Annotated in this window: 23 protein-coding genes; 10 read left to right on the top strand and 13 right to left on the bottom strand. The window is 73.3% G+C overall.

Annotated features, from left to right (window positions below; all coding sequences use genetic code 11):
* Positions 1-63 precede the first annotated feature (63 nt).
* Together ACSURM_RS06775 and ACSURM_RS06770 are read right to left on the bottom strand one after the other, a co-directional pair.
* Positions 64-1689: an ABC-F family ATP-binding cassette domain-containing protein gene (locus tag ACSURM_RS06775; protein WP_436954038.1), complete on the bottom strand. Its 1626-nt coding sequence runs from the start codon at positions 1687-1689 to the stop codon at positions 64-66.
* A gap of 433 nt (positions 1690-2122) precedes the next feature.
* Positions 2123-2539 (bottom strand): SsgA family sporulation/cell division regulator, encoded by a 417-nt coding sequence (locus ACSURM_RS06770; RefSeq protein ID WP_436954037.1) that lies wholly within the window; start codon positions 2537-2539, stop codon positions 2123-2125.
* A gap of 299 nt (positions 2540-2838) precedes the next feature.
* Here ACSURM_RS06770 and ACSURM_RS06765 point away from each other — a divergent pair, with 299 nt between their 5' ends.
* A complete protein-coding gene (locus ACSURM_RS06765; RefSeq protein ID WP_030618251.1) occupies positions 2839-3177 on the top strand; it encodes a hypothetical protein in 339 nt (112 codons plus the stop codon).
* Between the two features lie 9 nt (positions 3178-3186).
* Here the strand turns inward: ACSURM_RS06765 and ACSURM_RS06760 are convergent, their stop codons facing one another.
* A complete protein-coding gene (locus tag ACSURM_RS06760) occupies positions 3187-3483 on the bottom strand; it encodes a YciI family protein (RefSeq protein ID WP_436954036.1) in 297 nt (98 codons plus the stop codon).
* Between the two features lie 57 nt (positions 3484-3540).
* Here ACSURM_RS06760 and ACSURM_RS06755 point away from each other — a divergent pair, with 57 nt between their 5' ends.
* On the top strand, positions 3541-4281 hold the full coding sequence (locus tag ACSURM_RS06755; RefSeq protein ID WP_436954035.1) for an endonuclease V: 741 nt from the start codon (positions 3541-3543) through the stop codon (positions 4279-4281).
* On the opposite strand, the gene ACSURM_RS06750 is transcribed toward ACSURM_RS06755, so the two are convergent.
* Complete coding sequence (locus ACSURM_RS06750; RefSeq protein ID WP_436954034.1) at positions 4245-4433, bottom strand: hypothetical protein; 189 nt, start codon at positions 4431-4433, stop codon at positions 4245-4247. The two genes, ACSURM_RS06755 and ACSURM_RS06750, sit on opposite strands and share 37 nt — an antisense overlap.
* Positions 4434-4522: 89 nt before the next feature.
* Positions 4523-5701 (bottom strand): saccharopine dehydrogenase family protein, encoded by a 1179-nt coding sequence (locus ACSURM_RS06745; protein WP_436954033.1) that lies wholly within the window; start codon positions 5699-5701, stop codon positions 4523-4525.
* A 339-nt stretch (positions 5702-6040) separates the two neighbouring features.
* Between ACSURM_RS06745 and ACSURM_RS06740 the strand changes: the two genes are divergently transcribed.
* Genes ACSURM_RS06740 through ACSURM_RS06730 form a run of 3 tightly spaced genes read left to right on the top strand, consistent with a single transcriptional unit; the run spans position 6041 to position 10702 of the window.
* Positions 6041-7225, top strand: a complete 1185-nt coding sequence (locus ACSURM_RS06740; RefSeq protein ID WP_436954032.1) for a CaiB/BaiF CoA transferase family protein — start codon at positions 6041-6043, stop codon at positions 7223-7225.
* A 43-nt stretch (positions 7226-7268) separates the two neighbouring features.
* Positions 7269-8483 carry an acetyl-CoA C-acetyltransferase gene (locus ACSURM_RS06735; RefSeq protein ID WP_436954031.1) on the top strand — a complete coding sequence of 405 codons (1215 nt, stop codon included), beginning with the start codon at positions 7269-7271 and terminating at the stop codon, positions 8481-8483.
* 41 nt (positions 8484-8524) lie between these two features.
* Entirely contained in the window at positions 8525-10702 is a 2178-nt protein-coding gene (locus ACSURM_RS06730) for a 3-hydroxyacyl-CoA dehydrogenase NAD-binding domain-containing protein (protein ID WP_436954030.1), read from the top strand.
* A gap of 157 nt (positions 10703-10859) precedes the next feature.
* On the opposite strand, the gene ACSURM_RS06725 is transcribed toward ACSURM_RS06730, so the two are convergent.
* Positions 10860-11693: a MerR family transcriptional regulator gene (locus ACSURM_RS06725; protein WP_436954028.1), complete on the bottom strand. Its 834-nt coding sequence runs from the start codon at positions 11691-11693 to the stop codon at positions 10860-10862.
* Positions 11694-11913: 220 nt separating this feature from the next.
* Here ACSURM_RS06725 and ACSURM_RS06720 point away from each other — a divergent pair, with 220 nt between their 5' ends.
* Together ACSURM_RS06720 and ACSURM_RS06715 are read left to right on the top strand one after the other, a co-directional pair.
* On the top strand, positions 11914-13380 hold the full coding sequence (locus ACSURM_RS06720) for an amino acid permease (protein WP_436954027.1): 1467 nt from the start codon (positions 11914-11916) through the stop codon (positions 13378-13380).
* 140 nt (positions 13381-13520) lie between these two features.
* On the top strand, positions 13521-14438 hold the full coding sequence (locus tag ACSURM_RS06715; RefSeq protein ID WP_436954025.1) for an adenosine kinase: 918 nt from the start codon (positions 13521-13523) through the stop codon (positions 14436-14438).
* 31 nt (positions 14439-14469) lie between these two features.
* On the opposite strand, the gene ACSURM_RS06710 is transcribed toward ACSURM_RS06715, so the two are convergent.
* The gene (locus ACSURM_RS06710) at positions 14470-15957 is read right to left on the bottom strand and encodes a M1 family metallopeptidase (protein ID WP_436954024.1); all 1488 of its coding nucleotides are present in this window, start codon (positions 15955-15957) and stop codon (positions 14470-14472) included.
* A gap of 179 nt (positions 15958-16136) precedes the next feature.
* Between ACSURM_RS06710 and ACSURM_RS06705 the strand changes: the two genes are divergently transcribed.
* Complete coding sequence (locus tag ACSURM_RS06705; RefSeq protein ID WP_436954023.1) at positions 16137-18092, top strand: Xaa-Pro dipeptidyl-peptidase; 1956 nt, start codon at positions 16137-16139, stop codon at positions 18090-18092.
* A gap of 211 nt (positions 18093-18303) precedes the next feature.
* On the opposite strand, the gene ACSURM_RS06700 is transcribed toward ACSURM_RS06705, so the two are convergent.
* Positions 18304-19218, bottom strand: coding sequence for an FAD-dependent oxidoreductase (locus ACSURM_RS06700; RefSeq protein WP_436960966.1), 915 nt, complete (start codon positions 19216-19218; stop codon positions 18304-18306).
* Between the two features lie 149 nt (positions 19219-19367).
* On the opposite strand from ACSURM_RS06700, the gene ACSURM_RS06695 reads away from it, so the two are divergent.
* The gene (locus ACSURM_RS06695; RefSeq protein WP_436954022.1) at positions 19368-21005 is read left to right on the top strand and encodes an ABC-F family ATP-binding cassette domain-containing protein; all 1638 of its coding nucleotides are present in this window, start codon (positions 19368-19370) and stop codon (positions 21003-21005) included.
* Here ACSURM_RS06695 and ACSURM_RS06690 read toward each other — a convergent pair.
* From ACSURM_RS06690 to ACSURM_RS06675, 4 genes are all read right to left on the bottom strand, one after another.
* Positions 21002-21577, bottom strand: a complete 576-nt coding sequence (locus tag ACSURM_RS06690) for a DinB family protein (RefSeq protein WP_436954021.1) — start codon at positions 21575-21577, stop codon at positions 21002-21004. The two genes, ACSURM_RS06695 and ACSURM_RS06690, sit on opposite strands and share 4 nt — an antisense overlap.
* Positions 21578-21662: 85 nt before the next feature.
* A complete protein-coding gene (locus ACSURM_RS06685) occupies positions 21663-24104 on the bottom strand; it encodes a Tex family protein (protein WP_436954020.1) in 2442 nt (813 codons plus the stop codon).
* Between the two features lie 104 nt (positions 24105-24208).
* On the bottom strand, positions 24209-24340 hold the full coding sequence (locus tag ACSURM_RS06680) for an LPFR motif small protein (RefSeq protein WP_268253357.1): 132 nt from the start codon (positions 24338-24340) through the stop codon (positions 24209-24211).
* Between the two features lie 164 nt (positions 24341-24504).
* A complete protein-coding gene (locus ACSURM_RS06675) occupies positions 24505-25269 on the bottom strand; it encodes an enoyl-CoA hydratase/isomerase family protein (protein ID WP_436954018.1) in 765 nt (254 codons plus the stop codon).
* 268 nt (positions 25270-25537) lie between these two features.
* On the opposite strand from ACSURM_RS06675, the gene ACSURM_RS06670 reads away from it, so the two are divergent.
* Entirely contained in the window at positions 25538-26032 is a 495-nt protein-coding gene (locus tag ACSURM_RS06670; RefSeq protein ID WP_436960964.1) for an ATP-binding protein, read from the top strand.
* 9 nt (positions 26033-26041) lie between these two features.
* On the opposite strand, the gene idi is transcribed toward ACSURM_RS06670, so the two are convergent.
* A complete protein-coding gene (gene idi, locus ACSURM_RS06665) occupies positions 26042-26635 on the bottom strand; it encodes an isopentenyl-diphosphate Delta-isomerase (RefSeq protein WP_359049466.1) in 594 nt (197 codons plus the stop codon).
* Between the last annotated feature and the right edge of the window lie 97 nt (positions 26636-26732).

The raw sequence follows: 26732 nt of genomic DNA, 5'->3' as shown, positions 1-26732 counted from the left end.
ATCATGCAGCGCGCTCCGGCCAGGGCAAAACCCCGGTCACCGGGGTGAGCCCCGGCCGCCGGGTCAGGCCGGTTCGCGCAGCGCCCCGGGCGTGGTCTCCGTCAGCTCGCCTCCTTCCAGCAGCAGCCAGCGGGTGATCCCGATCGACTCCAGGAACGGCAGGTCGTGGGCGGCGACGAGCAGGGCGCCCTCGTACGACTCCAGGGCCTGGGTCAGCTGCCGGACGCTGGCCATGTCCAGGTTGTTCGTCGGCTCGTCCAGCAGCAGCAACTGCGGTGCCGGCTCGGCGAGCAGCAGCGCGGCCAGGGCCGCCCGGAAGCGTTCGCCGCCGGAGAGGGTGCCCGCCTGCTGGTCGGCCCGGGCGCCCCGGAACAGGAAGCGGGCGAGACGGGCCCGGATCCGGTTGTTGGTGGCGTCCGGCGCGAACCGGGCCACGTTCTCGGCCACCGACAGGCCGTCGTCCAGCACGTCCAGCCGCTGCGGCAGGAACCGGAGCGGCACGTGGGCCGTCACGGTGCCGGCCAGCGGCGCCAGTTGGCCGGCGACGGTCCGCAGCAGCGTCGTCTTGCCGGCGCCGTTGCGGCCGACGAGCGCGATCCGCTCCGGGCCGCGCAGATCGAGGATGCCCGGCACGCGCGCGTGGCAGGCCGTTTCCAGGTTCTCCAGAGTGAGCACCTGCCGGCCCGGAGGCACGGCCGTGTACGGCAGTTCGACGCGGATCTCGTCGTCGTCCCGTACGGCTTCCACCGCCTCGTCCAGCCGTTCCCTGGCCTCGGCGAGCCGTTCCTCGTGCAGGATGCGGTGCTTGCCCGCCGACTCCTGGGCGGCGCGTTTGCGCGCGCCCATGACGATCTTCGGTTCGCGCTTGGAGTCGTACATCTTCTGGCCGTACCGCTTGCGGCGGGCCAGTTTCAGGTGGGCGTCGGACAGTTCGCGCTTCTGCTTGCGCACATCGGCCTCGGCGACGCGCACCATGCGCTCGGCCGCCTCCTGCTCTACGGCCAGCGCCTCCTCGTAGGCCGAGAAGTTGCCGCCGTACCAGGACACCTCGCCCGCGCGCAGGTCCGCGATCTGGTCGACCAGGTCGAGCAGGGCCCGGTCGTGGCTGACCACGACCAGGACGCCCGGCCACGCGGTGACGGCCTGGTGGAGCCGCCGGCGCGCGTACAGGTCGAGGTTGTTGGTGGGCTCGTCCAGCAGCAGGATGTCGGGGCGGCGCAGCAGCAGCGCGGCGAGCCGCAGCAGCACCGACTCGCCGCCGGACACCTCGCCGACGGTCCGGTCCAGGCCGAGGTGGCCAAGGCCGAGTTCGCCGAGGGTGGCCAGGGCGCGCTCCTCGACGTCCCAGTCGTCGCCGACGGTCTCGAAGTGCTCCTCGGAGACGTCGCCCGCCTCGATGGCGTGCAGGGCGGCCCGCCGCTCGGCGATGCCGAGGGCCTGGTCGACCCGGAGCGCGGTGTCCAGGGTGACGTTCTGCGGGAGGTAGCCGATCTCGCCGGTCGCCTTGACGGTGCCGTCGGCCGGGGCGAGTTTTCCGGCCAGCAGCTTGAGCAGGGTGGACTTGCCCGATCCGTTGACGCCGACGAGTCCGGTCCGGCCGGGGCCGAACGCGATGTCGAGGCCGTCGAAGACGGCGGTGCCGTCGGGCCAGGCGAAGGACAGGGAGGTGCAGGTGAGGGAAGCTGACATGGTGGGCGCCTCGCGAGGGTGTGGGCGTTCGGGTGGACGCGTATCGAGACACCGCGAGGCGGAAACCGAGGGGCCGGGCAGGGAAGGGCCGCGGAAGAAGGGGCCTGTGCCTGGGGGACGGCTCGGACGCCGAGGTCGTCGTACGCCGCGCACACCTCACCGGTGCGACGCGGTGTCTCGGGACCTCAGACGAGCAACGTCCTTCTCCAATCGGCGGCAACAGAACCGCTGAACACCGTACGAGCGGCGGGAAGGGGTGTCAACGCGTTTTCCACCGAGGTGCTCGCGGCGCTGACCGAGGCGTTCCGCACGCGCGTGCACGCGCGCGTGCCGTTCATCGGGCACCCCCCCGCTCATCGGGCACCCCCGCTCATCGGGCACCCCCGCTCATCGGGCACCCCCGCTCATCAGGCACCCCCCGCGCGTGTGCCCTTCAGCAGGCGTCCCGCATCAGCTCGGCGAGGCCGTGGTCCAGGTCGAGCTGGAGGTGTTCCAGGCCGGCGGGGACCAGTTCGTCCGCGGCCTTGAGGAACCGCCGTATCTCGCCCGAGCGCACGTGCACGATCGCGGTGCCCTCCGGGGCGTGGAACTCCAGCACCGTGCGGTCGTACCCGTAGGGCCGCACCCGGACGTCGCCCTGGCCCGCGGGGTCCTCCAGCCCGGCCGTCAGCAGCTCACGGGCGAAGGTCCAGCACACGTCGACGCCCTCCAGGGTGGCCGGCGCCGGGAAGGTCATGCGGACGGCGAACGGGTCGCGCCGGTCGTAGCGCAGCGTGGCGGGAATGCTCGGCATGCGCGGTGCGGCGGCGACGAGACGGGCCTCTACGGGCTGCTCGATGACGGTGGACAACGCCTTGCTCCCTCGTGACGGCTGGACAGCGCCCGGATGCGCCCACACCCGGCACAGGGAGAGACGACGGAAACGGCCGGTGCGTGCACCCCCGGACCGAGTGACCTCGGTCACCGCGTTCATGCACCGGGAGCACGATCCGATCGGCCCGTCCCCCGCCGCGCACCGGCGCACCCGGCCCCCTGGACGTGCCCCGGCGGCCCCGAGCCGGGTCCTCAGGACACCGGGTGGCCGGTCCGGTGACGTGAGCGTGCGTGAGACGGGTACTCGTCTCTACGCCGCGAAGGAAAGGAGCGATCATGCCAGCCGGTTCAAGCCCCAAGCGCGAGCGTCAGTACGAGCACATCAAGAAGAGCGCGCAGGACCGGGGCGAGAGCACCGGGCGCGCCAAGGAGATCGCCGCGCGGACGGTGAACAAGGAACGCGCCCGCTCCGGCGAGTCCAAGACCGCCAGCCGCACCTCGACGCAGGACATGTCCTCCGGCAAGCGGGGCGGTCAGCGGTCCGGCAACCGGGTCGGCTCGCACGGCCCGACCCGCGACCAGTTGTACAACGAGGCCAGGCAGCGCGGCATCGAAGGCCGTTCGCACATGAACAAGGAGCAGTTGCAGCGCGCACTGGACCGCAAGAAGGGATGACCCGCCGGCTCAGCCGAGCGTCTGCCGGTGCCGCTCCAGCTCGGGGCCCGTCTTCGTGGCGAGGAACTCGACGACGCGGTAGGAGCACACCCCGGCGGTGACGAACGGGTCGGTGGCCACGACCTCCTCGATCTCGGCGCGGTCCCCCGTGACGGCCAGGATCACCCCGCCGTCGCGGGGGTTCTTGCGTCCGGAGGCCAGGAACAGGCCCTTGTCGTACTGCCGCTCCAGCCAGGCCACATGGTCGGGCAGGACGGCGTCCACGGCATCGAGGGGCGCGGTGTAGGTCAGCTCGAGGACGAACATGGGCCGGAGCCTACCCCGCCCCGCCGCCGGCCACCGGCGAACCGTACAGTCACCCGCGTGACGATCGTTGGCGTACCCGCGGGCTGGCCCGCGACCGAGGAGGAGGCCCGCGCCGTCCAGGACGAGCTGCGCGGCCGAGTGGTGCTGGACGAGCCCGGCCCACCGCCCGGCACGGGCCGGGTCACCGGGGTCGACGTCGCCTACGACGACGAGCTGGACCTGGTCGCGGCGGCGGCCGTGGTGCTGGACGCCGCCACCCTGGACGTCGTCGCGGAGGCGACGGCCGTCGGCCGGGTCTCCTTCCCGTACGTGCCCGGGCTCCTCGCCTTCCGCGAGCTCCCGGCCGTGCTGGCCGCCCTGGACCGGCTGCCCGGCCCGCCCGGCCTCGTCGTGTGCGACGGCTACGGCCTGGCCCACCCGCGCCGCTTCGGCCTGGCCAGCCACCTCGGGGTGCTCACGGACCTGCCGGTCATCGGCGTCGCCAAGAACCCGTTCACCTTCACCCACGACGACCCCGGCCCGGCGCGCGGCGCCGACGCGCCGCTGATGGCGGGAACCGAGGAGGTCGGGCGCGCCCTGCGCACCAGGGACGGCGTGAAACCGGTCTTCGTCTCCGTCGGCCACCGGGTGAGCCTGCCCGGTGCCGTGGCGCACACCCTCGCGCTGACCCCGCGGTTCCGGCTCCCGGAGACCACGCGCCGGGCCGACGCCCTGTGCCGGCGGGCCCTGCGCGAGGCGGCGCGGCGCCCGGCCGGCGCCGGTCAGGACGCCTCGACCCGCCAGGCGCCCACCTCCTGATACGCCGAGTCGTAGACGGCCGAACCGGCACCGGGTTCCACGGCGTAGTGGCGCAGGTTGCCACCCCAGTAGCGCAGGATGCGCTCCAGCTCGCGCGCCCGGTCCCGCGCCTCCACACCGTCGTCCACGGTCACTTCCAGCACGAACTTCACGTACGCTCCGCCTCCTCGGGGATCCTCCGGCCGAGGCCCCATCGTCGCAGCCGGGCACCGGAGGGCGGGCCGGGACCGACGCGTTCCGGTCAGCGCCGCGCCGCCACCCGGAAGGTGATCCCGGCCGCGCGCAGCCGCTCGGTCAGGGCGTCGCCCATCGCCTCGGCCGTGGTGACCTGGCCGGCCGTCGGCGGCAGCTCGTCGAAGGCCAGGCAGAGGGCGGCCTCGGCGAACATCTTCGCCGTCTCGTCGTAGCCCGGGTCGCCGCCCGCGACCTCGGTGTACACGCGCTCCCCGCCGCCCTCGCCGACGAACCGCACCCGGAACCAGCTCTTCGCCCGCTTGTCCGGGCCCGGGCCGTCGCCCGGCCGGAGCAGGTCCGACAGCCGGCGCCGCACGGGCGGCAGCTGGGCCGCGACGGCCAGCGCGCCGACGGCGGCGACCCCGCCGAGGGCGACCGGCAAGTGGCGTACGGCGGCGTAGTGGCGATAGCGGAAGTCCGGCCCGTACCGCTCCAGCGCCCGTGCCGAACGGCGCACGACCCGCGGGTCGATGGTGGGCAGCGGCAGCGCCCACGCGCCGGCCTCCGGGGCGAACCTCGGCGCGCCGGGCGGCGCGGTGACCCGGCGGCCCGGCAGCCGTGGCTCGTGCCGGGCCCGTTCGCGGGCGGCGGCCCGCATCCGCCCGGCGCGGCCCAGCTGGTTCAGCGCCGAGGCGAGGGTGCCGCCGGAGAAGGCCGCGTCCACGGTCACGTAGCCGTCCACGGTCAGCGGCACGCCCTCGGGCAGTCGGCGGACCGTGAAGTACACGCCGAGGTCGTGCGGCACCGAGTCGAAGCCGCAGGCGTGCACCAGGCGCGCGCCCGTCTCCCGCGCGCGTGCGTCGTGCCGGACGTACATCAGGTCCACGAACTCCGGCTCGCCCGTGAGGTCCAGGTAGTCGGTGCCGCTGTCGGCGCAGGCGGCGACGAGTTCCTCGCCGTGGAGCACGTACGGTCCGACGGTCGTGGCGACCACGCGCGCGTGCCCGGCGAGCGCGCGCAGGGTGGCCGGTTCGCCCGTGTCGGCCCGCAGGACGCCGATGCCCTCGCCGCCGGGCAGGCTCTCCCGCAGCCGCTCCAGCCGCCGTTCGTCGCGGCCGGCGACCGCCCAGCGCAGCCCCGGCGGCGCGTGCTCGGCGAGATAGCGGGCCGTGAGCGCGCCGACGAAGCCCGTGGCTCCGAAGAGCACGAGGTCGTAGGGACGGCCGGTCCTGCCGATGCTGCTCATGTCACCCCTTGTCCGCACACCCCCAGCGCAGCCCGCGCCGCTGTCGGTGGCCGAGGCTAGCGTGAGGAGTGCGCAGTCCGAAGACCAGCCCGGAGGCAGCGGTGCCCGCAGCCAGGAACACCCCGCGCCCGCGGCGGCCGGCGCACCCGTCCGGGCGGGCGTGCCGGCATCGCGGACACGGCGGGGGAGGGGGGAGTCCCGTTCACTCGTCCGGGTGATGGCTGACGCGCCGGGCACTTGGCTAAGCGCTTGCTCGTTGGGTCTTGTGTTCGGTGGAACACGTTCTTAGCATCACCGGTGTTACAGCAACGGTGTCACACACGCTTGGGGGCTGGACGGATGACAACGGCACAGACGCCGCCGGTGCCGGGTACCGGCCCGCTCTCCGGCGTGCGCGTGGTGGAACTGGCCGGCATCGGGCCCGGCCCGTTCGCCGCCATGCTGCTGGCCGACCTGGGCGCCGACGTGGTCCGGGTGGACCGCCCGGGCGGCGCGGGCCTCGGCCTCGACCCGGCCCGCGACCTCACCAACCGCAACAAGCGCTCGGTCGTGGTCGACCTCAAGGCACCGGACGGCCCCGCGCGCGTGCTGGACCTCGCCGAACGGGCCGACATCCTCGTGGAGGGCTACCGCCCGGGCGTCGCCGAACGGCTCGGCGTCGGCCCCGGGGACTGCCACGCCCGCAACCCCGGCCTGGTCTACGGCCGGATGACCGGCTGGGGTCAGGACGGCCCCTTCGCCCACCGCGCCGGCCACGACATCGCCTACATCGCGCTCACCGGCACCCTCGGCATGATCGGCCGCCCGGACGAACCCCCGGCCGTGCCCGCCAACCTCCTCGGGGACTACGCGGGCGGCGCCCTCTACCTGGTCGTCGGCGTCCTCGCCGCGCTGCACCACGCGCGCGCGACCGGCACCGGCCAGGTGGTCGACGCGGCCATCGTCGACGGCACGGCCCACCTGTCCACGATGATCCACGCCATGCTCGCCGCCGGCGCCTGGCAGGACCGGCGCGCCGCCAATCTCCTGGACGGCGGCTGCCCGTACTACGGCACCTACGAGACCGCCGACGGCCGGTACATGGCGGTAGGCGCCCTGGAAGAGAAGTTCTACGACGAGTTCCTGCGCCTGCTGGGCCTCGCCCCCCTCGCCTCCGCCCGCACCGACGTCACCCGCTGGGGAGAGCTGCGCGAACGGATCGCCGCCGCCTTCAAGACCCGCACCCGGGCCGAGTGGACGGCCGTCTTCGAGGACTCCGACGCCTGCGTGGCACCCGTGCTCGGCCTGCGCGAGGCCCCGCACCACCCGCACCTCGCCGCCCGCGCCACCTTCACCGACCACGACGGCACCACCCAGCCCGCCCCCGCGCCCCGGTTCTCCGCCACCCCGACCGCCGTCCGCACCGGCCCCGCCCGGCCCGGCGCGGACGGCGCGGCGGTCGCCCGGGACTGGCGCATACCGCCCCGCCCCGCCCACGGCCCCGACGCCCCGGCCACCGAAGACGCGGTCACCGACGGCGGCTGACCCCGCCGACTCCGCCCGGCCCACCCTCCCGAAAGGCACCCCAGTGAGCACCGAAGCGTACGTGTACGACGCGATCCGCACCCCGCGCGGGCGCGGCAAGGCCAACGGCGCCCTGCACGGCACGAAGCCCATCGACCTGGTCGTCGGCCTCATCCACGAGATCCGCGACCGCTTCCCGGACCTGGACCCGGCCGGGATCGACGACATCGTGCTCGGCGTCGTCAGCCCCGTCGGCGACCAGGGCTCCGACATCGCTCGGATCGCCGCCCTCGCCGCCGGGCTGCCGGACACCGTCGCGGGCGTCCAGGAGAACCGCTTCTGTGCCTCCGGCCTGGAGGCCGTCAACCTGGCCGCCGCCAAGGTCCGGGCCGGCTGGGAGGACCTGGTCCTGGCCGGCGGCGTCGAGTCCATGTCCCGCGTCCCGATGGCCTCGGACGGCGGCGCCTGGTTCAACGACCCGATGACCAACCTCTCCGTGAATTTCGTCCCGCAGGGCATCAGCGCCGACCTGATCGCCACCATCGAGGGCTTCTCCCGCCGCGACGTGGACGAGTACGCGGCCCTGTCCCAGGAGCGCGCCGCCACCGCCTGGAAGGAGAACCGCTTCGAGCGCTCGGTGGTCCCCGTCAAGGACCGCAACGGCCTGGTCGTCCTCGACCACGACGAGCACCCGCGCCCCGGCACCACCGCCGACTCCCTCGCGAAGCTCAAGCCGTCCTTCGCGGACATCGGCGACCTGGGCGGCTTCGACGCGGTCGCGCTGCAGAGGTACCACTGGGTGGAGAAGATCGACCACGTCCACCACGCGGGCAACTCCTCCGGCATCGTGGACGGCGCCGCGCTCGTCGCGATCGGCTCCCGGGAGGCCGGAGAACGCCACGGCCTCACCCCGCGCGCGCGGATCGTCTCCGCCGCCGTCTCCGGCTCCGAGCCGACCATCATGCTCACCGGCCCCGCCCCCGCCAGCCGCAAGGCCCTGGCCAAGGCCGGTCTCACCATCGACGACATCGACCTGGTCGAGATCAACGAGGCGTTCGCCGCGGTCGTCCTGCGCTACGCGAAGGACATGGGCCTGAGCCTGGACAAGATCAACGTCAATGGCGGCGCCATCGCCTACGGCCACCCGCTCGGCGCCACCGGCGCGATGATCCTCGGCACCCTCGTCGACGAACTGGAGCGCCAGGACAAGCGCTACGGCCTCGCCACGCTGTGCGTCGGCGGCGGCATGGGCATCGCCACCGTCCTCGAACGCATCTGAACTCCCCGCGGAACCAAGCGACTTCAACGGAGACGACTGTCATGACCGAGAGCACCACCATCCGCTGGGAGCAGGACGACACCGGTGTCGTCACCCTCGTCCTGGACGACCCGGACCAGTCCGCGAACACCATGAACCAGGCGTTCCGCGCCTCCCTCGCCGCGATCACCGACCGGCTGGAGGCCGAGCGGGACTCCATCCGCGGCGTCATCCTCACCTCGGCGAAGAAGACCTTCTTCGCCGGCGGCGACCTGCGCGACCTCATCCGGGTCACCCCCGAGACCGCGCGGGAACTCTTCGAAGGCGGCCTCGCCATCAAGCGCGACCTGCGCCGCATCGAGACCCTCGGCAAACCGGTCGTCGCGGCGATCAACGGCGCGGCCCTCGGCGGCGGCTTCGAGCTGGCCCTCGCCTGCCACCACCGGATCGCCCTGGACACCCCCGGCACCCGGATCGGCTGCCCCGAGGTCACCCTCGGGCTGCTTCCCGGCGGCGGCGGAGTGGTGCGCACCGTACGCCTGCTGGGCATCGCGGACGCCCTGCTGAAGGTGCTCCTGCAGGGCACCCAGTACAACGCCCGGCGCGCCCGGGACAACGGCCTGGTCCACGAGGTGGCCGAGACCCGCGAGGAACTGATCGCCAAGGCCCGCGCGTTCATCGACGCCCACCCCGAGTCCCGGCAGCCCTGGGACACGCCCGGCTACAAGATCCCCGGCGGCACCCCGGCCCACCCGAAGTTCGCCGCCAACCTGCCCGCCTTCCCGGCCAACCTGCGCAAGCAGACGAACGGCGCCCCCTACCCGGCCCCGCGCAACATCCTCGCCGCGGCGGTCGAGGGCGCCCAGGTCGACTTCGAGACCGCCCAGGTCATCGAGGCCCGCTACTTCGTGGAACTGGCCGCCGGGCAGATCTCGAAGAACATGATCCAGGCGTTCTTCTTCGACCTCCAGGCGGTCAACTCCGGCGCCAGCCGGCCCAAGGGCGTCGAGCCCCGCCAGGTGCGCAAGGTGGCCGTCCTCGGCGCCGGCATGATGGGCGCCGGCATCGCCTACGCGTGCGCCCGCGCGGGCATCGACGTCGTCCTCAAGGACGTCTCCCCGGAAGCCGCGGCCAAGGGCAAGGGCTACTCGGAGAAGCTGTGCGCCAAGGCCGTCGCCAAGGGCCGCACCAGCCAGGAGAAGGCCGACGCGCTGCTCGCCCGGATCACCCCCACGGCGGAGACGGCCGACCTCGCGGGCTGTGACGCGGTCATCGAGGCCGTGTTCGAGGACACCGCCCTCAAGCACAAGGTGTTCCAGGAGATCGAGTCGGTCGTCGCCCCCGACGCGCTGCTGTGCTCCAACACCTCCACCCTGCCGATCACCGCGCTCGCCGAGGGCGTCGGCCGCCAGGCCGACTTCATCGGGCTGCACTTCTTCTCGCCGGTCGACAAGATGCCGCTGGTCGAGATCATCAAGGGCGAGCGCACCGGCGAGGAGGCGCTGGCGCGCGCCTTCGACCTGGTCCGGCAGATCAACAAGACGCCGATCGTCGTCAACGACTCGCGCGGCTTCTTCACCTCCCGGGTGATCGGCCACTTCATCAACGAGGGCGTCGCCATGGTCGGCGAGGGCGTCGAGCCCGCCTCCGTGGAACAGGCCGCCGCCCAGGCCGGCTACCCCGCCAAGGTGCTCTCCCTGATGGACGAGCTGACCCTCACCCTGCCCCGCAAGATCCGGGCCGAGACCAAGAGGGCCGTGGAGGAGGCCGGCGGCACCTGGACCGCGCACCCCGCCGAGACGGTCGTCGACCGCATGGTGGACGAGTTCGGCCGCACCGGCCGCAGCGGCGGCGCCGGCTTCTACGACTACACCGAGGCCGGCGAGCGGGCCGGACTCTGGCCGGGGCTGCGCGAGCACTTCACCAAGCCCGGCCACGACATCCCGTTCCGGGACATGCAGGAACGCATGCTCTTCGCCGAGGCGCTCGACACCGTACGCCTCCTGGAGGAGGGCGTGCTGACCTCGGTCGCCGACGCCAACATCGGCTCCCTCCTCGGTATCGGCTTCCCCGGCTGGACCGGCGGTGTGCTCCAGTACATCAACGGCTACGAAGGCGGCCTGCCCGGCTTCGTGGCCCGCGCGCGCGAGCTGGCCGAGCGCTACGGCGACCGGTTCGCCCCGCCCGCGCTGCTCGTGGCGAAGGCGGAGAAGGGGGAGACCTTCACCGACGCCCGCTGAGCCGCCACACCCGGACGGCGCGCCCCGGGACTCAGCGCCCGGGGCGCGCCGCGCCGTCCGCTGTCCGCGCCGTCCGCTTCGTCAGGGCCGTCCGAGTGTCCGCGCGCCCTCCGGCTCTCCGGCCGTCCGCTTCGTCAGGGCCGTCCGGGGCCGCCGCTCATGCGGTGCCGTCCGCGTTCGCGGTGCGGTCAGGGCCGTCCCCAGAACGTTCAGGGCCGTCCGCGTCCCCGGCTCGTCCGGGGCCGTCCGCCCCCACCGCCCCCTCCGGGCCGGCCGCTCCGTCCAGCCACTGGCGCAGTTCCTCCCGCAGCGACCGCTGGAACGTGGTGAGCAGCGCCTGGACCACGAGGGGGTGCATATGGGCCGACAGGGACTTCACGTCCCGCGTGTCGCGTTCGGCCACCGCCTCGCGCAGCAGGTCCGACAGCTCGTGCGCCGCCGCCCGCGCGTGGCCGGTCAGCACGGTCCGCGCGGCCAGGATCGTCTCCTGCGCCAGCGGTACGTCCAGCAGCTGCACCGCGAGCCGCAGCAGACCGCAGTCCACGCGGAAGGACTCCTCGTCCCGCTCCCCGTCCCGCTCCGTGTCCGGCGTCACCACGTTCATCGCGGCCAGCCGGTCCAGGTCCTCCCCGGTCAGCCGCCGCCCCGCCCGCCGCTCCAGCTCCGGGCGGGACACGGTCTCGACGGTGTCCGGCGCCCAGGAGGCGACCACCGCCCGGTGGATCGCCAGATCGTGCGGGCCGAGGCCGGCCGGCAGCTGCCGCAGGTGCCGCTCGATCGCGGCCAGGGTCATGCCCTGGTGCTGCATCTCCTCGATCAGCGTCAGCCGGGCCAGGTGCTCACGGCCGTAGTGGCCCACCCGGCGCGGACCGATCACCGGCGGCGGCAGCAGCCCCTTGGTGCCGTAGAAGCGGACCGTGCGGACCGTGACGCCCGCCCGCGCGGCCAGCTCGTCGATCGTCAGGATGGGCTCCCCGGTGTCGGTCGTCATGTACAGCAGTATCGCTGTCTCACCATTGGTGTGAAACCCGCGAGGACCCCGTGTGCGCGGTGTGAGAAGTACCGCTCTGTGACCTGGAACACCGCTTAAAGGCCGGTGCGTCTGGGAAGCTGCTGCCTTGGTCTGTGCCGCGACAAAGGGTGGTGCGGGCCAAGACCTGCACGACCCCCGGATCCACGAGGTCCGGGCGCACCAGGAAGTGAAACCACCCGTGAGCAAGGAAGCCGTGGAATCGGCACAGGCCACCCCCCACCCCCAGGTGGCCGCAGCGCCCGCGGACGCGGGCGACGCCGGATACAGCAAGGACCTCAAGGCCCGCCACGTCAACATGATCGCCATCGGCGGCGCCATCGGCACCGGCCTGTTCCTGGGCGCCGGCGGCCGCCTGCACAACGCCGGTCCGGCGCTCGCCCTGGCCTACCTGGTCTGCGGTGTCTTCGCGTTCTTCGTCGTGCGGGCCCTCGGCGAGCTGGTCCTCTACCGCCCGTCCTCCGGGTCCTTCGTGTCGTACGCGCGCGAGTTCCTCGGCGAGAAGGGCGCCTACGTCGCCGGCTGGATGTACTTCCTGAACTGGTCGACCACCGGCATCGCGGACATCACCGCGATCGCGCTGTACACGCACTACTGGAGCATGTTCACCTCCATCCCCCAGTGGGTGCTGGCGCTGATCGCCCTCGCCGTCGTCCTCACCGTGAACCTGATCTCGGTGAAGATCTTCGGCGAGATGGAGTTCTGGTTCGCGATCATCAAGGTCGCCACCCTCGTGGGCTTCATGCTGATCGGCATCTTCCTGCTGGCCACCCAGCACGACGTCGGCGGCAGCAAGCCGGGCCTGAGCGTCATCACCGACCACGGCGGTGTCTTCCCGCACGGCGTGATGCCGGTCGTCCTGGTCATGCAGGGCGTGATCTTCGCCTACGCCGCGCTGGAGCTGGTCGGCGTGGCCGCCGGCGAGACCGCCGAGCCGGAGAAGGTCGTCCCGCGCGCGGTGAACTCGATCATGTGGCGGGTGGGCCTGTTCTACGTCGGCTCCGTCGTACTGCTCGCCCTGCTGCTGCCCGGTTCGGTGTACTCCGCCGACCAGAGCCCCTTCGTGACCGTGCTGTCCAAGATCGGCGTCCCGGCGGCCGGTGACGTGATGAACCTGGTCGTGCTGACCGCGGCCATGTCCTCGCTGAACTCCGGCCTGTACTCCACCGGCCGCATCCTGCGCTCGATGGCCATGGCCGGGTCGGCGCCGAAGTTCACCCGCGTGATGAGCCGCAGCCAGGTGCCCTACGGCGGCATCCTGCTGACCTGCGCGGTCTGTGTGCTCGGTGTCGTCCTGAACTACCTGGTGCCCAGCAAGGCGTTCGAGATCGTGCTGAACGTCGCCTCGCTCGGCATCATCAGCACCTGGGTGATCATCATGATCTGCCACGCGATCTTCGTCCGCCGCGCCCGCGCCGGCCTGGTCACCCGGCCGCACTTCCAGCTGAAGTTCAGCCCGGTCACCGAGATCGCCACCGTCGTCTTCCTGCTCGTCTGCCTCGGCATGATGTGGAACGACGAGGAGGTCGGCCGCAAGACCCTGCTGCTGATCCCCGTGATCGCCGTCATGCTGGTCGTCGGCTGGTTCGGCATCCGCCGTCAGGCGGCCAAGGACGCCGCCCACGCCGCGTCGGAGCCGTCGAAGTAGCGGCCCGGCGCCACTGTCGGTGGCAGCGTCTACGGTGGCGTCATGCCGGAGAACACGTGTCTCCGGGGTGACGCCACCGTGCCGTCGGGCGAGGGCGTCAGGGTGATCGTGACGGTGTACGACCACGGGGAGGGCGGGGCATGACCGCAGCCGGGCGCGCGGCCGATGTACTGGTGTTGGGCGGGGCCGGGGTGGACACGATCGTCCGGGTCCCCGAGCTGCCCCTGCCGTACGCCGACAGCTACATGATCGACTCGGGCATCCGCACCCGCGCCGGGCAGACCGGCGACTTCGTCGCCCTCGGGCTGGCCGCGCTGGGCCTGCGCACCCACCACCTCGACTTCCTCGGCGACGACCCCGAGGGGGACCTCGTCCGCGCCCTGCACTCCGAGCACGGCATCACCCTCACCGCGCTGCCGCAGCCGGCCGGGACCAAGCGGGCGGTCAACCTGGTCGGCCCGGACGGCCGCCGCCTGTCGCTGTACGACACCACCCGCGCCCACCCCGGCGACCGCTTCCCCGAGGCCGCCCTGCGGGCGCTGGCCGCCGCGAGCCGGCATGTGCACGTGACCATCACCCAGCCCGGCGCCCACGCCCTGCCCGTGCTCCGGGAGACCGGCGTGCCGCTCTCCACGGACCTGCACGACTGGGACGGCGAGAACCCCTACCACGAGGCGTTCGCCCACGCGGCCGACATCGTCTTCCTGTCGGCCGCCGCCCTCGCCGACCCCGAGCGGACCATGCGGCGCATCGCCGAGCGCGGCCGCGCGCGGACCGTCGTCGCCACCGCCGGGGCCGAGGGCGCGTATCTCCTCGCCGACGGCGCGCTGACCCGGATACCGGCGGCGCGGCCGCCCGCGCCGGTGGTGGACTCCAACGGCGCGGGTGACGCCTTCGCCGCCGCGTTCCTCTACGGGCGGCTCGCCGGCGAGCCGCCCGAGCGCTGCGCCCGGTACGGCGCGATCGCGGGCGCCCACGCCTGCACCGTCCCGGCCGACCGCGCGGACGCGATCGACCGGGAGGAACTGCTGCGGCGGGCGGCCGCCCCGACCCACTGAGGCACAGCGGCACCGCGGCTCAGCGGCCGGCTCAGTGCTGGTGCGCCGTGTTCGTCGCCTCGATCTTCTTCCACGACTTCGGCTGCGCCACCGCCGCGGTCGTCTTCACCAGGGCGCGGGCCGACGGCGCGGCCGGCTTCTCCGGCTGGAACAGCCAGGTGTCGAACAGCCCGGCCAGCGGCTTGCCGGACACCCGCTCGGCGTACCGCTGGAAGTCGGCCACCGAGGCGTTGCCGTAGGCGTGCTCCTTCGGCCAGCCCTTCAGGACGGCGAAGAACGCGTCGTCGCCGATCTCGTTGCGCAGCGCCTGGATGGCGAGGGCGCCCCGGTCGTAGACGGCGCCGGAGAACTGGTTGTCCGGGCCGGGGTCGCCCGGCGCGATCGTCCAGAACGGGTCGTCGGCCGGGTGCGAGGCGTACACGTAGTCGGCCAGCTCCTGCGCGGTGCCCTCGCCCTCGTGCTCGGACCACAGCCACTGCGCGTAGCGGGCGAAGCCCTCGTTGACCCAGATGTCCTTCCAGCCCTTGACCGACACGTAGTCGCCGTACCACTGGTGGGCCAGCTCGTGCACGACCAGGGAGGTGTTGGCGCCGTTCGCGAACTGCCGCGGGCTGTAGTAGACGCGGGTCTGTGTTTCCAGCGCGTACGAGGTGGTGGTGTTCGGCACGTACCCGCCGGCCGAGGAGAACGGATACGGCCCGAAGTAGCCGCTCAGCCAGTCCACGATCTCGCCGGTGCGCTCCACGCCGGCCCGCGCGGCGCCCGCGTTGTCGCCGAGGTCCTTGCTGTAGGCGTTGACGACGGGCACCCCGCCGTCGGAGGTGCTGGTGGTGATGTCGAACCTGCCCAGCGCGAGCGTGGCCAGATAGGTGGCCTGCGGCTTGTTCTGCCGCCAGGTGTAGCGGGTCCAGCCCAGCTTCGAACTGGTCGACTGGAGCGTGCCGTTGGAGATGGCCTGGGTGCCGTCCGGGACGGACACCGACACGTCGTAGGTGGCCTTGTCGGTCGGGTGGTCGTTGCTCGGGAACCACCACCAGGCGGCCTCGGGCTCGTTGGCGGCCACCCCGCCGTCCGGGGTGCGGTGCCAGGAGGTGAAGCCGTAGGCGCTCTTGGCCGACGGCACCCCGCTGTAGCGGACCACGACCGTGAGCGGGGTGCCCTTGGGCAGCGGGGTCTTCGGGGTGACGACCAGCTCGTGCTCACCGGAGGTGGTGAAGGCGGCCTTGGCGCCGTTGACCCGCACCTCGCTCACGTCCAGCAGGAAGTCCAGGTCGAAGCGGGACAGATCCTGGGTGGTCTTCGCCACGATCGTCGCCGTGCCCTGCAACTCGTCCGTCTTCGGCTGGTATTGCAGCCTCAGGTCGTAGTGCGAGACGTCGTAGCCGCCATTGCCGTAGTACGGGTAGTAGGGGTCGCCGATACCCTGCGCTCCGGGGGTGTAGCTCGCGGCCGATGCCGGGATCGCCAGCAGGACGGAGGCCGCCGCCAATGCGCCCGGCGCGATGATTCTGCGGTGCACGTCAGCTCCAAGTCATCAGGACCACGGGTCCGTTCGGAAAGGCTCTGTTCCGCACCCTATTCATTACCCGCGTCTCCTGACCTGTCCATGGCACCTGCTGTCACATGATCGCCATTCGGCCGTCATGTGGCCCGGAGAGTCCTCTTTTTCAGGGGAGTTGACCGGAGTACCGTCCGCGCATGCCGACACGCACGCGCTCCGTGATCCGCAGAACGCTCGTCACCGCCGCCGTCGTCACCCTGACGGCCCTCCTGCCCACCCCGGCCGGCGCCCGGCCCGCGCCCCGGGAGAGCACCCCCGTCTACTCCTACGCCCAGGCGATCCGCGAGTCCGTATGGGTCGACACCGGGCTCGACCTGGACGGCGACGGGAAGCACGACCGCGTCGCCGCCGACATCGTCCGGCCCGCCGAACCCGCCCGGCAGGGCCGCAGGGTGCCGGTCATCATGGACGCGAGCCCGTACTACTCCTGCTGCGGGCGAGGCAACGAGAGCCAGCTCAAGACGTACGACGCCCAGGGCCGCGTCGTCCAGATGCCGCTGTTCTACGACAATTTCTTCGTGCCGCGCGGCTATGCCTTCGTCGGCGTCGACCTCGCCGGCACCAACCGCTCCGACGGCTGCGTGGACATCGGCGGCCCCTCCGACATCGGGTCCGCGAAGGCCGTGATCGACTGGCTGAACGGCCGCGCCAGGGCCTACACCAGCCGCACCGGCGGCACCCCGGTGCGGGCCGGCTGGACGAACGGCCGCACCGGCATGATCGGCAAGAGCTGGGACGGCACCATCGCCAACGGCGTCGCCGCCACCGGTGTCGAGGGCCTGAAGACCATCGTCCCGATCAGCGCCATCTCTTCCTGGTACGACTACTACTTCGCCCAGGGAGCGCCCCTCTACGACGGCGGCCCCGACCGACTCGCCGACCGCGTCGAGAGCGCCGGCGCGCGCGCCCACTGCGCGGCCGTACAGCGCGAGCTGGCCGAGGGCAGCCCGCGAGGCGGCGACTGGAGCCCGCTGTGGACGGAGCGGGACTACGTCAAGGACGCGGCCGAGGTCCGGGCCAGCGTCTTCGCGGTGCACGGCATGCAGGACCTCAACGTCCGCACCCAGCACCTCGGCCCGTGGTGGGACGCCCTCGCCCGGCACGGCGTCCGGCGCAAGATCTGGCTGTCCCAGACCGGGCACGTCGACCCGTTCGACTTCCGGCGCGGCGCCTGGGTGGACACCCTGCACCGCTGGTTCGACCACGAACTCCTCGGCTACGACAACGGCATCGACCGCGAGCCGATGGCCGACATCGAGCGCCATCCCGACCAGTGGGTCACCAGCCCCGTCTGGCCCCCGGCCGGCACCCGCGCCACCGTGCTGCACCCGGCCCCGGGCCCGCAGGCGGGCGCCGGCACGCTCGGCCCGCGCCGGGCCCACGGCACCGCGGTCTTCACGGACGACCCGCGGCTGGGCGAGGCCGACTGGGCCGCCCACGTCACCGCGGCCACGCCCGAGAAGGCGGGTTTCCTCACCGCGCCGCTCTCCCGCGCGCTCCGGCTGGCCGGTTCCGCCGAGGTGACGGTCACCGCCACCCCGACCACGTCCTCCGCCCACCTGTCCGCCGTCCTGGCCGACATCGGCCCGGACACCATCCGCGACTACGCCGACCCCGCCGAGGGCATCACCACCCTCGCCGAGCGCACCTGCTGGGGGGAGAGCACGGCCGGGGACAGCGCCTGCTACAAGGAGACCCGGGCCAAGGCCGCGGCCGTCGGCTACACCGTGGTCAGCCGGGGCTGGGCCGACCTCGGGCACCACGCCTCGGCGACGAAGGGCGTCCCGCTCACCCCGGGCAGGGCCTACACGATGACCCTCCGGCTGGGCGCCACCGACCACGTCGTCCCCGCCGGGCACCGGCTGGCGCTGATCATCGCGGGCACGGACAAGGACCTCCTCGAACCGCCGTCCACCCGGCCCACCCTCACCGTGGATCTTTCCCGTACGACGGCGAAGGTGCCGCTGGTGGGCGGGGCGGGGGCGTTCGCCCGGGCCACGTCCGGCGGGGCGGCGACTCCCGCGCCGACGGTGCCGACGGTACTGGAGGGGGTGAGGGCACCGCGAGCCGTTCCGCACATGCCGGTCGACTGACGGTTCGGGAACCCGGAGCGGGCGGGGTGGCTGGTAGGCGTGTTGGGCGGCGGGTGGTTGTGGGGGTGGCGGTGGCTGGTCGTGTTCAGCCGAACCCGCCAGGTCTCGCCAACGCTCAGCCGAAACCCTGACCCCGGTTCACGCCCAGCCGCCCAGCCGCTCACCCCGGGCGCCCCGGCAACGTGCCCTGCTCGCTGCCCGTAGCGAGGGCTCAAGACGCCGGAGACGCCAGCCGTGCCGCCTCCCGTGCGCAGCCCCATGCCACCGTGACGCCGGCGCCGCCGTGGCCGTAGTTGTGGACCAGGACGCGTCCGTCCGGCAGGAGCTGTCGTTCCAGGCGTACCGCCGTCCGGGCCGGGCGCAGGCCCACCCGGTGGGCGAGTATCCGGGCGCCGGCGATCTCGGGCCGGACCGACGCGCAGCGGGCGACGATCGACGCGGCGGTCCGGGGGTCCGGCTCCAGGTTCCAGTCGTCCTCCTCGGCCGTGCCGCCCAGCAGGAGCCGGTCCGGCTGCGGGATGACGTACGTGGACGTGGCCGAGGAGTCGTCGACGGTGGTGAACCACTCCGTGACGCCCGGGTTCTCCACCACGACCAGCTGCCCGCGCACCGGACGCACCGAAGGGTCCGGCGCCAGCGAACGGGCGCCCAGCCCCGCGCAGTTGACCACCACAGCGGCGGGCACGGCCGCGAGGTCGGCCACCTCGCGGAGTTCCACCGTGCCCGCCGCCCGCTCCAGCCGCCGCCGCAGCCACGCCAGGTGCACCGGCATGTCGGCCACCGGCAGCCGCGCCGCCAGGCCCCCGGCCACCGCCCGCAGCCCCGGCACCCGGCCCGCCCAGGCACCCAGCCCCGCGAGGCGCACCCCGTGGTGGACGCCCTCGACCAGGCGCACCCCGGTCTCCTCCGGCCGCGCCGCCAGCTCCTGGTACACGCGCAGGGACGTAAGGGCCCACGCGCCCACCAGCGGCTCGGGCTCGATGCGGTACGGCCACCACAGGCCGCCGGCGACCGCCGAGGTGGTCCGCTCGGCCGGCTCCCGCGCCCACACCCGTACCCGTCGCCCCGACTCGGCCAGCAGCACGGCCGTCGTCAGCCCGGCGACCCCGCCCCCGACCACGATCACTTCGTCACTCGGCTCAGAATCCACGCCAGGACGATAGGCCCCGTACGGCCCACCCCGGCAGACCGGGGGAGGGCCGCACCCCGGAGCCCGGTGACCGGCCGAGCAGGTGGCCGGGGCCGGCGCGGCACGCCGTTAGGATCGGCGTCCTGATGACTGCCACCCTCGTTGCCAAGAACCTCGCCGCCGGACACGGCGACCGGCCCCTGTTCTCCGGGCTCGACCTGGTCGTCGCGCCCGGCGACGTGATCGGGCTGGTCGGCGCCAACGGCGCGGGCAAGTCCACCCTGCTGCGGATGCTCGCCGGACTCACCCCGCCCGAGCAGGGCGAGCTGAGGCTGTCCCCGCCGGCCGCGACCGTCGGCCACCTGCCGCAGGAGCCGGAGCGCCGGCCCGGCGAGACCGTCCGGGAGTTCCTGGCCCGCCGCACCGGTGTCGCCGCCGCCCAGCGGGCCATGGACGAGGCCACCCAGGCGCTGGTCGACGGCGCGCCCGGCGCCGACGACGCCTACGCCACCGCCCTGGAGCGCTGGCTCGGCCTCGGCGGCGCGGACCTGGACGACCGCGCGGAGGAGGTCGCCGGCTCGCTCGGCCTGGCGGTGGACCTGGACCAGCCGATGACGGCCCTGTCCGGCGGCCAGGCGGCCCGCGCGGGCCTCGCCTCCCTGCTGCTGTCGCGCTACGACGTCTTCCTCCTGGACGAGCCCACCAACGACCTCGACCTGGACGGACTGGAGCGCCTGGAACGGTTCGTCACCGGGCTGCGCGCGGGCACGGTCGTCGTCAGCCACGACCGCGAGTTCCTCACCCGCACGGTCACCAAGGTCCTCGAACTCGACCTCGCCCAGCGGCAGATCAACCTCTACGGCGGCGGCTACGCGGCCTACCTGGAGGAGCGCGAGGTGGCCCGTCGGCACGCCCGCGACGAGTACGAGGAGTACGCCGACAAGAAGGCCGCCCTCCAGGAACGCGCCCAGACGCAGCGGTCCTGGATGGACAAGGGCGTGAAGAACGCGCGCCGCAAGGCAGGCGACAACGACAAGATCGGCCGCAAGTTCCGCAGCGAGGCCAGCGAGAAGCAGGCCGCCAAGGCCCGGCAGACCCAGCGCATGATCGAGCGCCTGGAGGTGGTCGAGGAGCCCCGCAAGGAGTGGGAGCTGCACATGGAGATCGCCTCCGCGCCACGCTCGGGCGCGGTCGTGGCGACCCTGCGGGACGCCGAGGTGCGGCGCGACGGCTTCACTTTTGGGCCGGTGTCGCTCCAGGTCGACTGGGCCGACCGGATAGCGGTGACGGGCGCCAACGGCGCGGGCAAGTCCACCCTGCTCGGCGCCCTGCTGGGGCGGATCCCGCTCGACTCGGGGCACGCGGCCCTCGGCTCCGGTGTGCTGGTCGGCGAGGTCGACCAGGCCCGTCGGCTGTTCCACGGCCCCGAGACCCTGCTGGACGCCTTCCGCGCGGCCGTGCCCGACACCGAGCCGGTCGAGGTCCGCACCCTGCTGGCGAAGTTCGGCCTGAAGTCCGACCACGTGCTGCGGCCCGCCGAGACCCTCTCCCCGGGCGAACGCACCCGCGCCGCCCTCGCCCTGCTCCAGGGCCGGGGCGTCAACCTGCTGGTCCTGGACGAGCCCACGAACCACCTGGACCTGCCCGCCATCGAGCAGTTGGAGGCGGCCCTCGACTCCTACGAGGGCACCCTGCTGCTGGTCACCCACGACCGGCGCATGCTGGACGCGGTCCGGGTGACCCGGCGCCTGGAGGTGGCGGACGGCAAAGTGACGGAGCGTTAACTCCCGCCCGGGGCGGCCTCCTTCGCCGCCCGTTCGACCCGGCCGTGGTGCTCCGGGTCGTGGGGCGCGACGTTGGGGCCGTCCGGCCGCTGGCCCACGGCGCCGTCGATCAGTTCGCGCACGATGTCGGCGTGACCGGCGTGCCGCTGGGTCTCGGCGACCATGTGGGTCAGCGTCCGGTGCAGCGTGATCTCCCCGGCCCCGCCCGGCAGCCGGCCGACCGCGTCCAGGGGGAGCGCCGCGATGGTCTCGTCCGCGTGCGCGCAGGCCCGCCGGTACCGCTCGGTGATCTCCTCGCGGGACTCGTCGGCCCGCGCCCACAGGTCCGAGTCCGGCTCGGCGTCACCCGTCACCCACAGGGGCGTACCGGCGAAGGGCCGGCCGAAGACCGCGCCGAAATACAGGGCCTCGGCACCCGCCAGATGCTTGACCAGGCCCAGCAGATTGGTGCCGGTGGGCGTCAGCGGGCGCCGGATGTCGTACTCCGCGAGGCCGTCGAGCTTCCACAGCAGCACGTCGCGCGCGTCCTGGAGATACACCTGGAGGTCGGCTTTCAGATCTGATCCCGTCATGGGACGAGTCTGACGATCAGATGATCTTTGTCCACGGGTTATCCGGGGCCGGGCGGAGATACCGCCCGGCCCCGGCCCCGTCGCGTCAGCGCTTCTTCTGGTCCAGCAGCCCCGCGCGGCGCAGGGCGTCCGCCATCGCGCTGTTGGCGGGCGCCGGCGCCTGGCGCCCGCCGCGGTCGCCACCGCCCCGGCCCTGCCGCTGCCCCTGGCCACCGCCCTGCCGCCGGCCCTGGCCGCCGTCCTGCCGTCGGCCCTGGCCCTCGCCGCCGCCCTGCCGCTGCTGGGGCGGGCGGGCACCGCCGCGCTGCGGCCGGCCGCCGCCCTGCCCCTGCGGGGCCGCCTCGTCGTCCAGCCGCAGCGTCAGGGCGATCCGCTTGCGCGGGATGTCCACGTCCAGGACCTTCACCTTGACGATGTCACCGGGCTTGACGACATCGCGCGGGTCCTTCACGAACGTCTTCGACATCGCCGACACATGCACCAGGCCGTCCTGGTGGACACCGACGTCCACGAACGCGCCGAATGCCGCCACGTTCGTCACCACGCCCTCCAGAACCATGCCGGCGGACAGGTCGGAGATCTTCTCCACGCCCTCCTTGAAGGTGGCCGTCCTGAAGGCGGGACGCGGGTCGCGGCCCGGCTTCTCCAGCTCCTTGAGGATGTCGGTGACGGTGGGCAGACCGAAGGTGTCGTCCACGAAGTCGGCCGGCCTGAGCGAGCGCAGCGCCCCCGTGTTGCCGATGAGGGACGCCACCTCCTGGCCCGTGGTCTTCACCATGCGGCGCACCACCGGGTAGGCCTCCGGGTGCACGCTGGAGGCGTCCAGCGGGTCCGTGCCGCCCCGGATGCGCAGGAAGCCCGCGCACTGCTCGTACGCCTTCGGGCCGAGCCGCGCCACCTTCTTCAGCTCCGCGCGGGAGGCGAAGGGACCGTTGGCGTCCCGGTGCGCCACGATGTTCTCGGCCAGCCCGGCGGAGATGCCCGACACGCGCGACAGCAGCGGCACGGACGCGGTGTTGACGTCCACGCCGACGCCGTTCACACAGTCCTCGACGACCGCGTCCAGCGAGCGGGACAGCTTCACCTCGGACAGGTCGTGCTGGTACTGGCCGACCCCGATGGACTTCGGGTCGATCTTCACCAGCTCGGCCAGCGGGTCCTGCAGGCGCCGCGCGATGGACACCGCGCCGCGCAGCGACACGTCCAGGTCCGGCAGCTCCCGCGAGGCGTACTGCGACGCCGAGTACACCGACGCGCCCGCCTCGGACACCATCACCTTGGTGAGCTTCAGCTCCGGGTGCTTCGCGATGAGTTCACCGGCGAGCTTGTCGGTCTCGCGGGAGGCCGTGCCGTTGCCGATCGCGATCAGCTCGACCGCGTGCTCCTTCGCCAGCCGCGCCAGCGTGGCGATCGCCTGGTCCCACTTGTTGGCGGGCACATGCGGGTGGATGACGTCCGTGGCGACGACCTTGCCGGTGGCGTCGACCACGGCGACCTTCACGCCCGTACGGAAACCCGGGTCGAGGCCGAGCGTGGCGCGGGTGCCGGCCGGCGCGGCCAGCAGCAGGTCCCGCAGGTTCGCCGCGAACACGTTCACCGCCTCGTCCTCGGCGGCCGTGCGCAGCCGCAGCCGCAGATCGATGCCGAGGTGCACCAGGACGCGGGTGCGCCAGGCCCAGCGGACCGTGTCCGTCAGCCACTTGTCGGCCGGGCGGCCCCGGTCGGCGATCCCGAACCGCGACGCGATGACGCCCTCGTACGACGACGGCCCCTCGGTGGGTTCCTCCGGCTCCAGGACGAGGTCCAGGACCTCCTCCTTCTCCCCGCGCAGCATCGCCAGGATCCGGTGCGAGGGCAGCTCGGTGAACGGCTCGGCGAAGTCGAAGTAGTCGGCGAACTTGGCGCCCGCCTCCTCCTTGCCCTCGCGCACCTTCGCGGCGAGCCGCCCGCGCACCCACATGCGCTCGCGCAACTCGCCGATGAGGTCGGCGTCCTCGGCGAACCGCTCGGTCAGGATCGCCCGGGCACCGTCCAGCGCGGCCTGCGGATCGGCCACGCCCTTGTCCGTGTCCACGAACGCGGCGGCCGCGGCCCGCGGGTCCACCGTCGGATCGGCCAGCAGCCCGTCCGCGAGCGGCTCCAGACCCGCCTCGCGCGCGATCTGCGCCTTGGTGCGCCGCTTGGGCTTGTACGGCAGGTAGACGTCCTCCAGCCGCGCCTTGGTCTCGGCGCCGCGGATCCGCGCCTCCAACTCCTCGGTGAGCTTGCCCTGCTCCCGCACCGACTCCAGGATCGCCGTCCGCCGGTCCTCCAGCTCCCGCAGATAGCGCAGCCGCTCCTCGAGCGTGCGCAGCTGCGCGTCGTCGAGCATCTCGGTCGCTTCCTTGCGGTAGCGCGCGATGAAGGGCACCGTCGAGCCGCTGTCCAGCAGCTCCACCGCGGCCTTGACCTGCCGCTCCCGTACGCCGAGCTCCTCGGCGATCCTGCCTTCGATGGACCCTGCTCCGAGGGACCCGGGTGTGGTCACGTCCCGTACCGCCTTCTCCACTGGGGTTGCGCGGCAATTGTGGCAGGTGACGCCGGCGACCGGGGATCAGGGCGGCGCCCGGCGGGGCGCCGGGCCCGGGGCGGTCAGGCCCGGCTGCCGCGCGCGGTGGACGAGGCCCCGCCGAACAGCCTGGCGAGCGCCCGGAACGGCAGCGTGACCACCGTCGCGACGGCTCCGCCGATCTGTCGCAGTACGTCTGCGAGGGCACGGAACACGGCACGGTCTCCTCTCATCGGGGAACTGTCGCGCACCGGGTACCGCACAACGGCCCGGGAAACCACGGGAGAGCGAACCCACGGCCCGGGAAAGCCGTCAGCGAGCGTGACCGGCTCGGTCACCGCTGGGCCTGGACACCGCGGGGCCCGGCCCGCACCCCGCATCAGCCCGGCGCGGACGCCGTGGACGTCGTCCACGTGAAGCGCGGCTGCCGGCGCTCCAGGAACGCGGCGACCCCCTCCGCGGTCTCGCCGCTCTCGCGCGCCCGCGCCGCCCAGTGGGCGTCCCGGTCGGTGCGGCCGGCCGCGAACTCCTTAGCGGCGGCCTGGGTGAGCTGCGAGCGGGACACCAGGACCCCGGTCAGCTCCGCGGTCCGCTTGTCCAGCTCGCCCTCGGGCAGCACCTCGTCCACCAGACCGGTGCGCAGCGCCCGCCCGGCGTCGATCAACTCGGCCGTGAACAGCAGGTACTTGGCGGTGGCCGGACCCACCAGCGACACCAGCCGGCGGGTGGCGGAGGCCGGGTAGACGATGCCGAGCCGCGCCGGGGTCACCCCGAACAGCGCCCCCTCCTCGGCCAGCCGCAGATCGCAGGCCGCCGCCAGCTGCGCCCCGCCGCCCACACAGTGCCCGCGCACCGCCGCGACGGTCGGCTTGGGGAACGCGGCGAGCGCCTCCTCGGCCGCCACCGCGAGACCCTGGGCCTCCTCGGGCGAGCCCTGGAGCGTGCTGATGTCGGCGCCCGCGCAGAAGGTGCCGCCCTCGCCGGTCAGCACCAGCGCCCGGACGTCCGGGTCGGCCGCCAGGGTGTCCAGCAGCGGGGGCAGGGCCCGCCACATCGCCGCCGTCATGGCGTTGCGCTTGGCGGGATGACGGATCACCACGGTGGCGACGGAGCCGGCGACGCGATGGGACAGCTGGGGGTCCATGCGGCGGATCGTAGCGGAGGCGTCTCGGGGAGCCGCGGGGCGCGGCCGGAGGGAGCGGGCGGCACGGCCGGGCAAACCCGTACAACCCGACTAGTTCGCGAACCGGCGCCCGGAGAACAGGAACAGTCCCGCCCGCGACCAGGTCAGACGCGGTCGGTCAGAAAGCGTTCGATACCCGCTGACTTGTGTTCAGGTATCCGGGTGGCAGCGCATCGTTACCAACACTCGACGTGTGGTGACAATCGAGCGCGAGGACGGCGACCGGACGATGGACGACCAGGGGCACGGACACGGCCCGTGCCCGGCGGAGGACGGCGGACGGCCGCAGGGCCCCCTGCCGTACGAGGGCGTCTGGCGGTTCACCGCCGCCGCAGTGGACGCCTCGGTGCCGCAGGCCCGGCACGCGGTACGGGACCTGCTGTCGCGCCAGGGCGTGCCGGTCTCCGACGACCTGGTGCACGGACTGCTGCTGATCGTCACCGAGCTGGTCACCAACGCGGTGCGGCACGCGGCGCTGCTCTCGCCGGTGCTCGCCGTGGAGGTGGCCGTGGGAGCGGAGTGGGTGCGGGTGTCGGTGGAGGACAACCACCCCTACCGCCCCACCCCCCTGGAGGCCGACCACGGCCGGACCGGCGGCCGGGGGCTGCTCCTGGTCCGCGAGGTGGCCCGGGAGGCGGGCGGGGTGGTCGACGTGGAGCACACCGCGAGCGGCGGCAAGGTGGTCTGGGCCGCCCTGCCGCTCAAGCCCCCGGCGCTGCCGTAGCGGGCGGGGTCACCAGCCGGCGGTCGGGCCCGTCAGCTCCCTGATCGCCGGCCGGGCCGCGTCCAGGACGGTCATGAACCACGCCGAGAACGGGTCCCGGGCGTGCCGTTCGGCCAGTTCGTCCGCGGTCACGAAGACGGTCTGGGCGACCTCCTCGGGGTCCGGCGCGGGCGGCGCCTGCACCAGGCCGACGAACAGGTGGTTGTACTCCTGCTCCACCAGGCCCGAGGCGGGGTCCGGGTGGTTGTAGCGGACCGTGCCGGCCGCCGCGAGCAGCGACGGCGACACGCCGAGCTCCTCGTGGGTGCGCCGGGCCGCCGCCGCGAACGGCGCCTCGCCCGGGTACGGGTGACCGCAGCAGGTGTTGGACCACACACCGGGGGAGTGGTACTTGCCGAGCGCCCGCTGCTGGAGCAGCAGCCGCCCCCGCGCGTCGAAGAGGAACACCGAGAACGCCCGGTGCAGCCGCCCCGGCGGCTGATGGGCGGCGAGCTTCTCCTCGGTGCCGATCGTCACACCGTCCTCGTCGACCAGTTCCAGCAAGATCGCCTCTGCGGTGTCCTCCGACGAGCCGTGCGTCGCGGTGGCGGGTGTGATCGGCATACGCATCCTTCGCTTCGGTCCCAGCTTCCCCAGTCTGCCGTACGGATCCGGCGCCCCGGGCACGCCCCGCGCCTCCGCGCGGCGCGGCACCGGCGCC

The sequence above is a fragment of the Streptomyces sp. SudanB182_2057 genome (assembly GCF_964272715.1).
Taxonomy (GTDB): Bacteria; Actinomycetota; Actinomycetes; order Streptomycetales; family Streptomycetaceae; genus Streptomyces; species Streptomyces rubradiris.
The sequence above is the reverse complement of the archived record's forward strand: the minus strand, read 5'-3'. Positions and strand labels throughout refer to the sequence as shown.

Bases quoted from the DNA above. Each gene is read 5' to 3' on its own strand.
- ACSURM_RS06775 (WP_436954038.1), bottom strand. From the start codon at position 1,689: ATGTCAGCTTCCCTCACCTGCACCTCCCTGTCCTTCGCCTGGCCCGAC.
- ACSURM_RS06765 (WP_030618251.1), top strand. From the start codon at position 2,839: ATGCCAGCCGGTTCAAGCCCCAAGCGCGAGCGTCAGTACGAGCACATC.
- ACSURM_RS06760 (WP_436954036.1), bottom strand. From the start codon at position 3,483: ATGTTCGTCCTCGAGCTGACCTACACCGCGCCCCTCGATGCCGTGGAC.
- ACSURM_RS06745 (WP_436954033.1), bottom strand. From the start codon at position 5,701: ATGAGCAGCATCGGCAGGACCGGCCGTCCCTACGACCTCGTGCTCTTC.
- ACSURM_RS06740 (WP_436954032.1), top strand. From the start codon at position 6,041: ATGACAACGGCACAGACGCCGCCGGTGCCGGGTACCGGCCCGCTCTCC.
- ACSURM_RS06730 (WP_436954030.1), top strand. From the start codon at position 8,525: ATGACCGAGAGCACCACCATCCGCTGGGAGCAGGACGACACCGGTGTC.
- ACSURM_RS06725 (WP_436954028.1), bottom strand. From the start codon at position 11,693: ATGACGACCGACACCGGGGAGCCCATCCTGACGATCGACGAGCTGGCC.
- ACSURM_RS06715 (WP_436954025.1), top strand. From the start codon at position 13,521: ATGACCGCAGCCGGGCGCGCGGCCGATGTACTGGTGTTGGGCGGGGCC.
- ACSURM_RS06705 (WP_436954023.1), top strand. From the start codon at position 16,137: ATGCCGACACGCACGCGCTCCGTGATCCGCAGAACGCTCGTCACCGCC.
- ACSURM_RS06695 (WP_436954022.1), top strand. From the start codon at position 19,368: ATGACTGCCACCCTCGTTGCCAAGAACCTCGCCGCCGGACACGGCGAC.
- ACSURM_RS06690 (WP_436954021.1), bottom strand. From the start codon at position 21,577: ATGACGGGATCAGATCTGAAAGCCGACCTCCAGGTGTATCTCCAGGAC.
- ACSURM_RS06675 (WP_436954018.1), bottom strand. From the start codon at position 25,269: ATGGACCCCCAGCTGTCCCATCGCGTCGCCGGCTCCGTCGCCACCGTG.
- ACSURM_RS06670 (WP_436960964.1), top strand. From the start codon at position 25,538: ATGGACGACCAGGGGCACGGACACGGCCCGTGCCCGGCGGAGGACGGC.
- idi (WP_359049466.1), bottom strand. From the start codon at position 26,635: ATGCCGATCACACCCGCCACCGCGACGCACGGCTCGTCGGAGGACACC.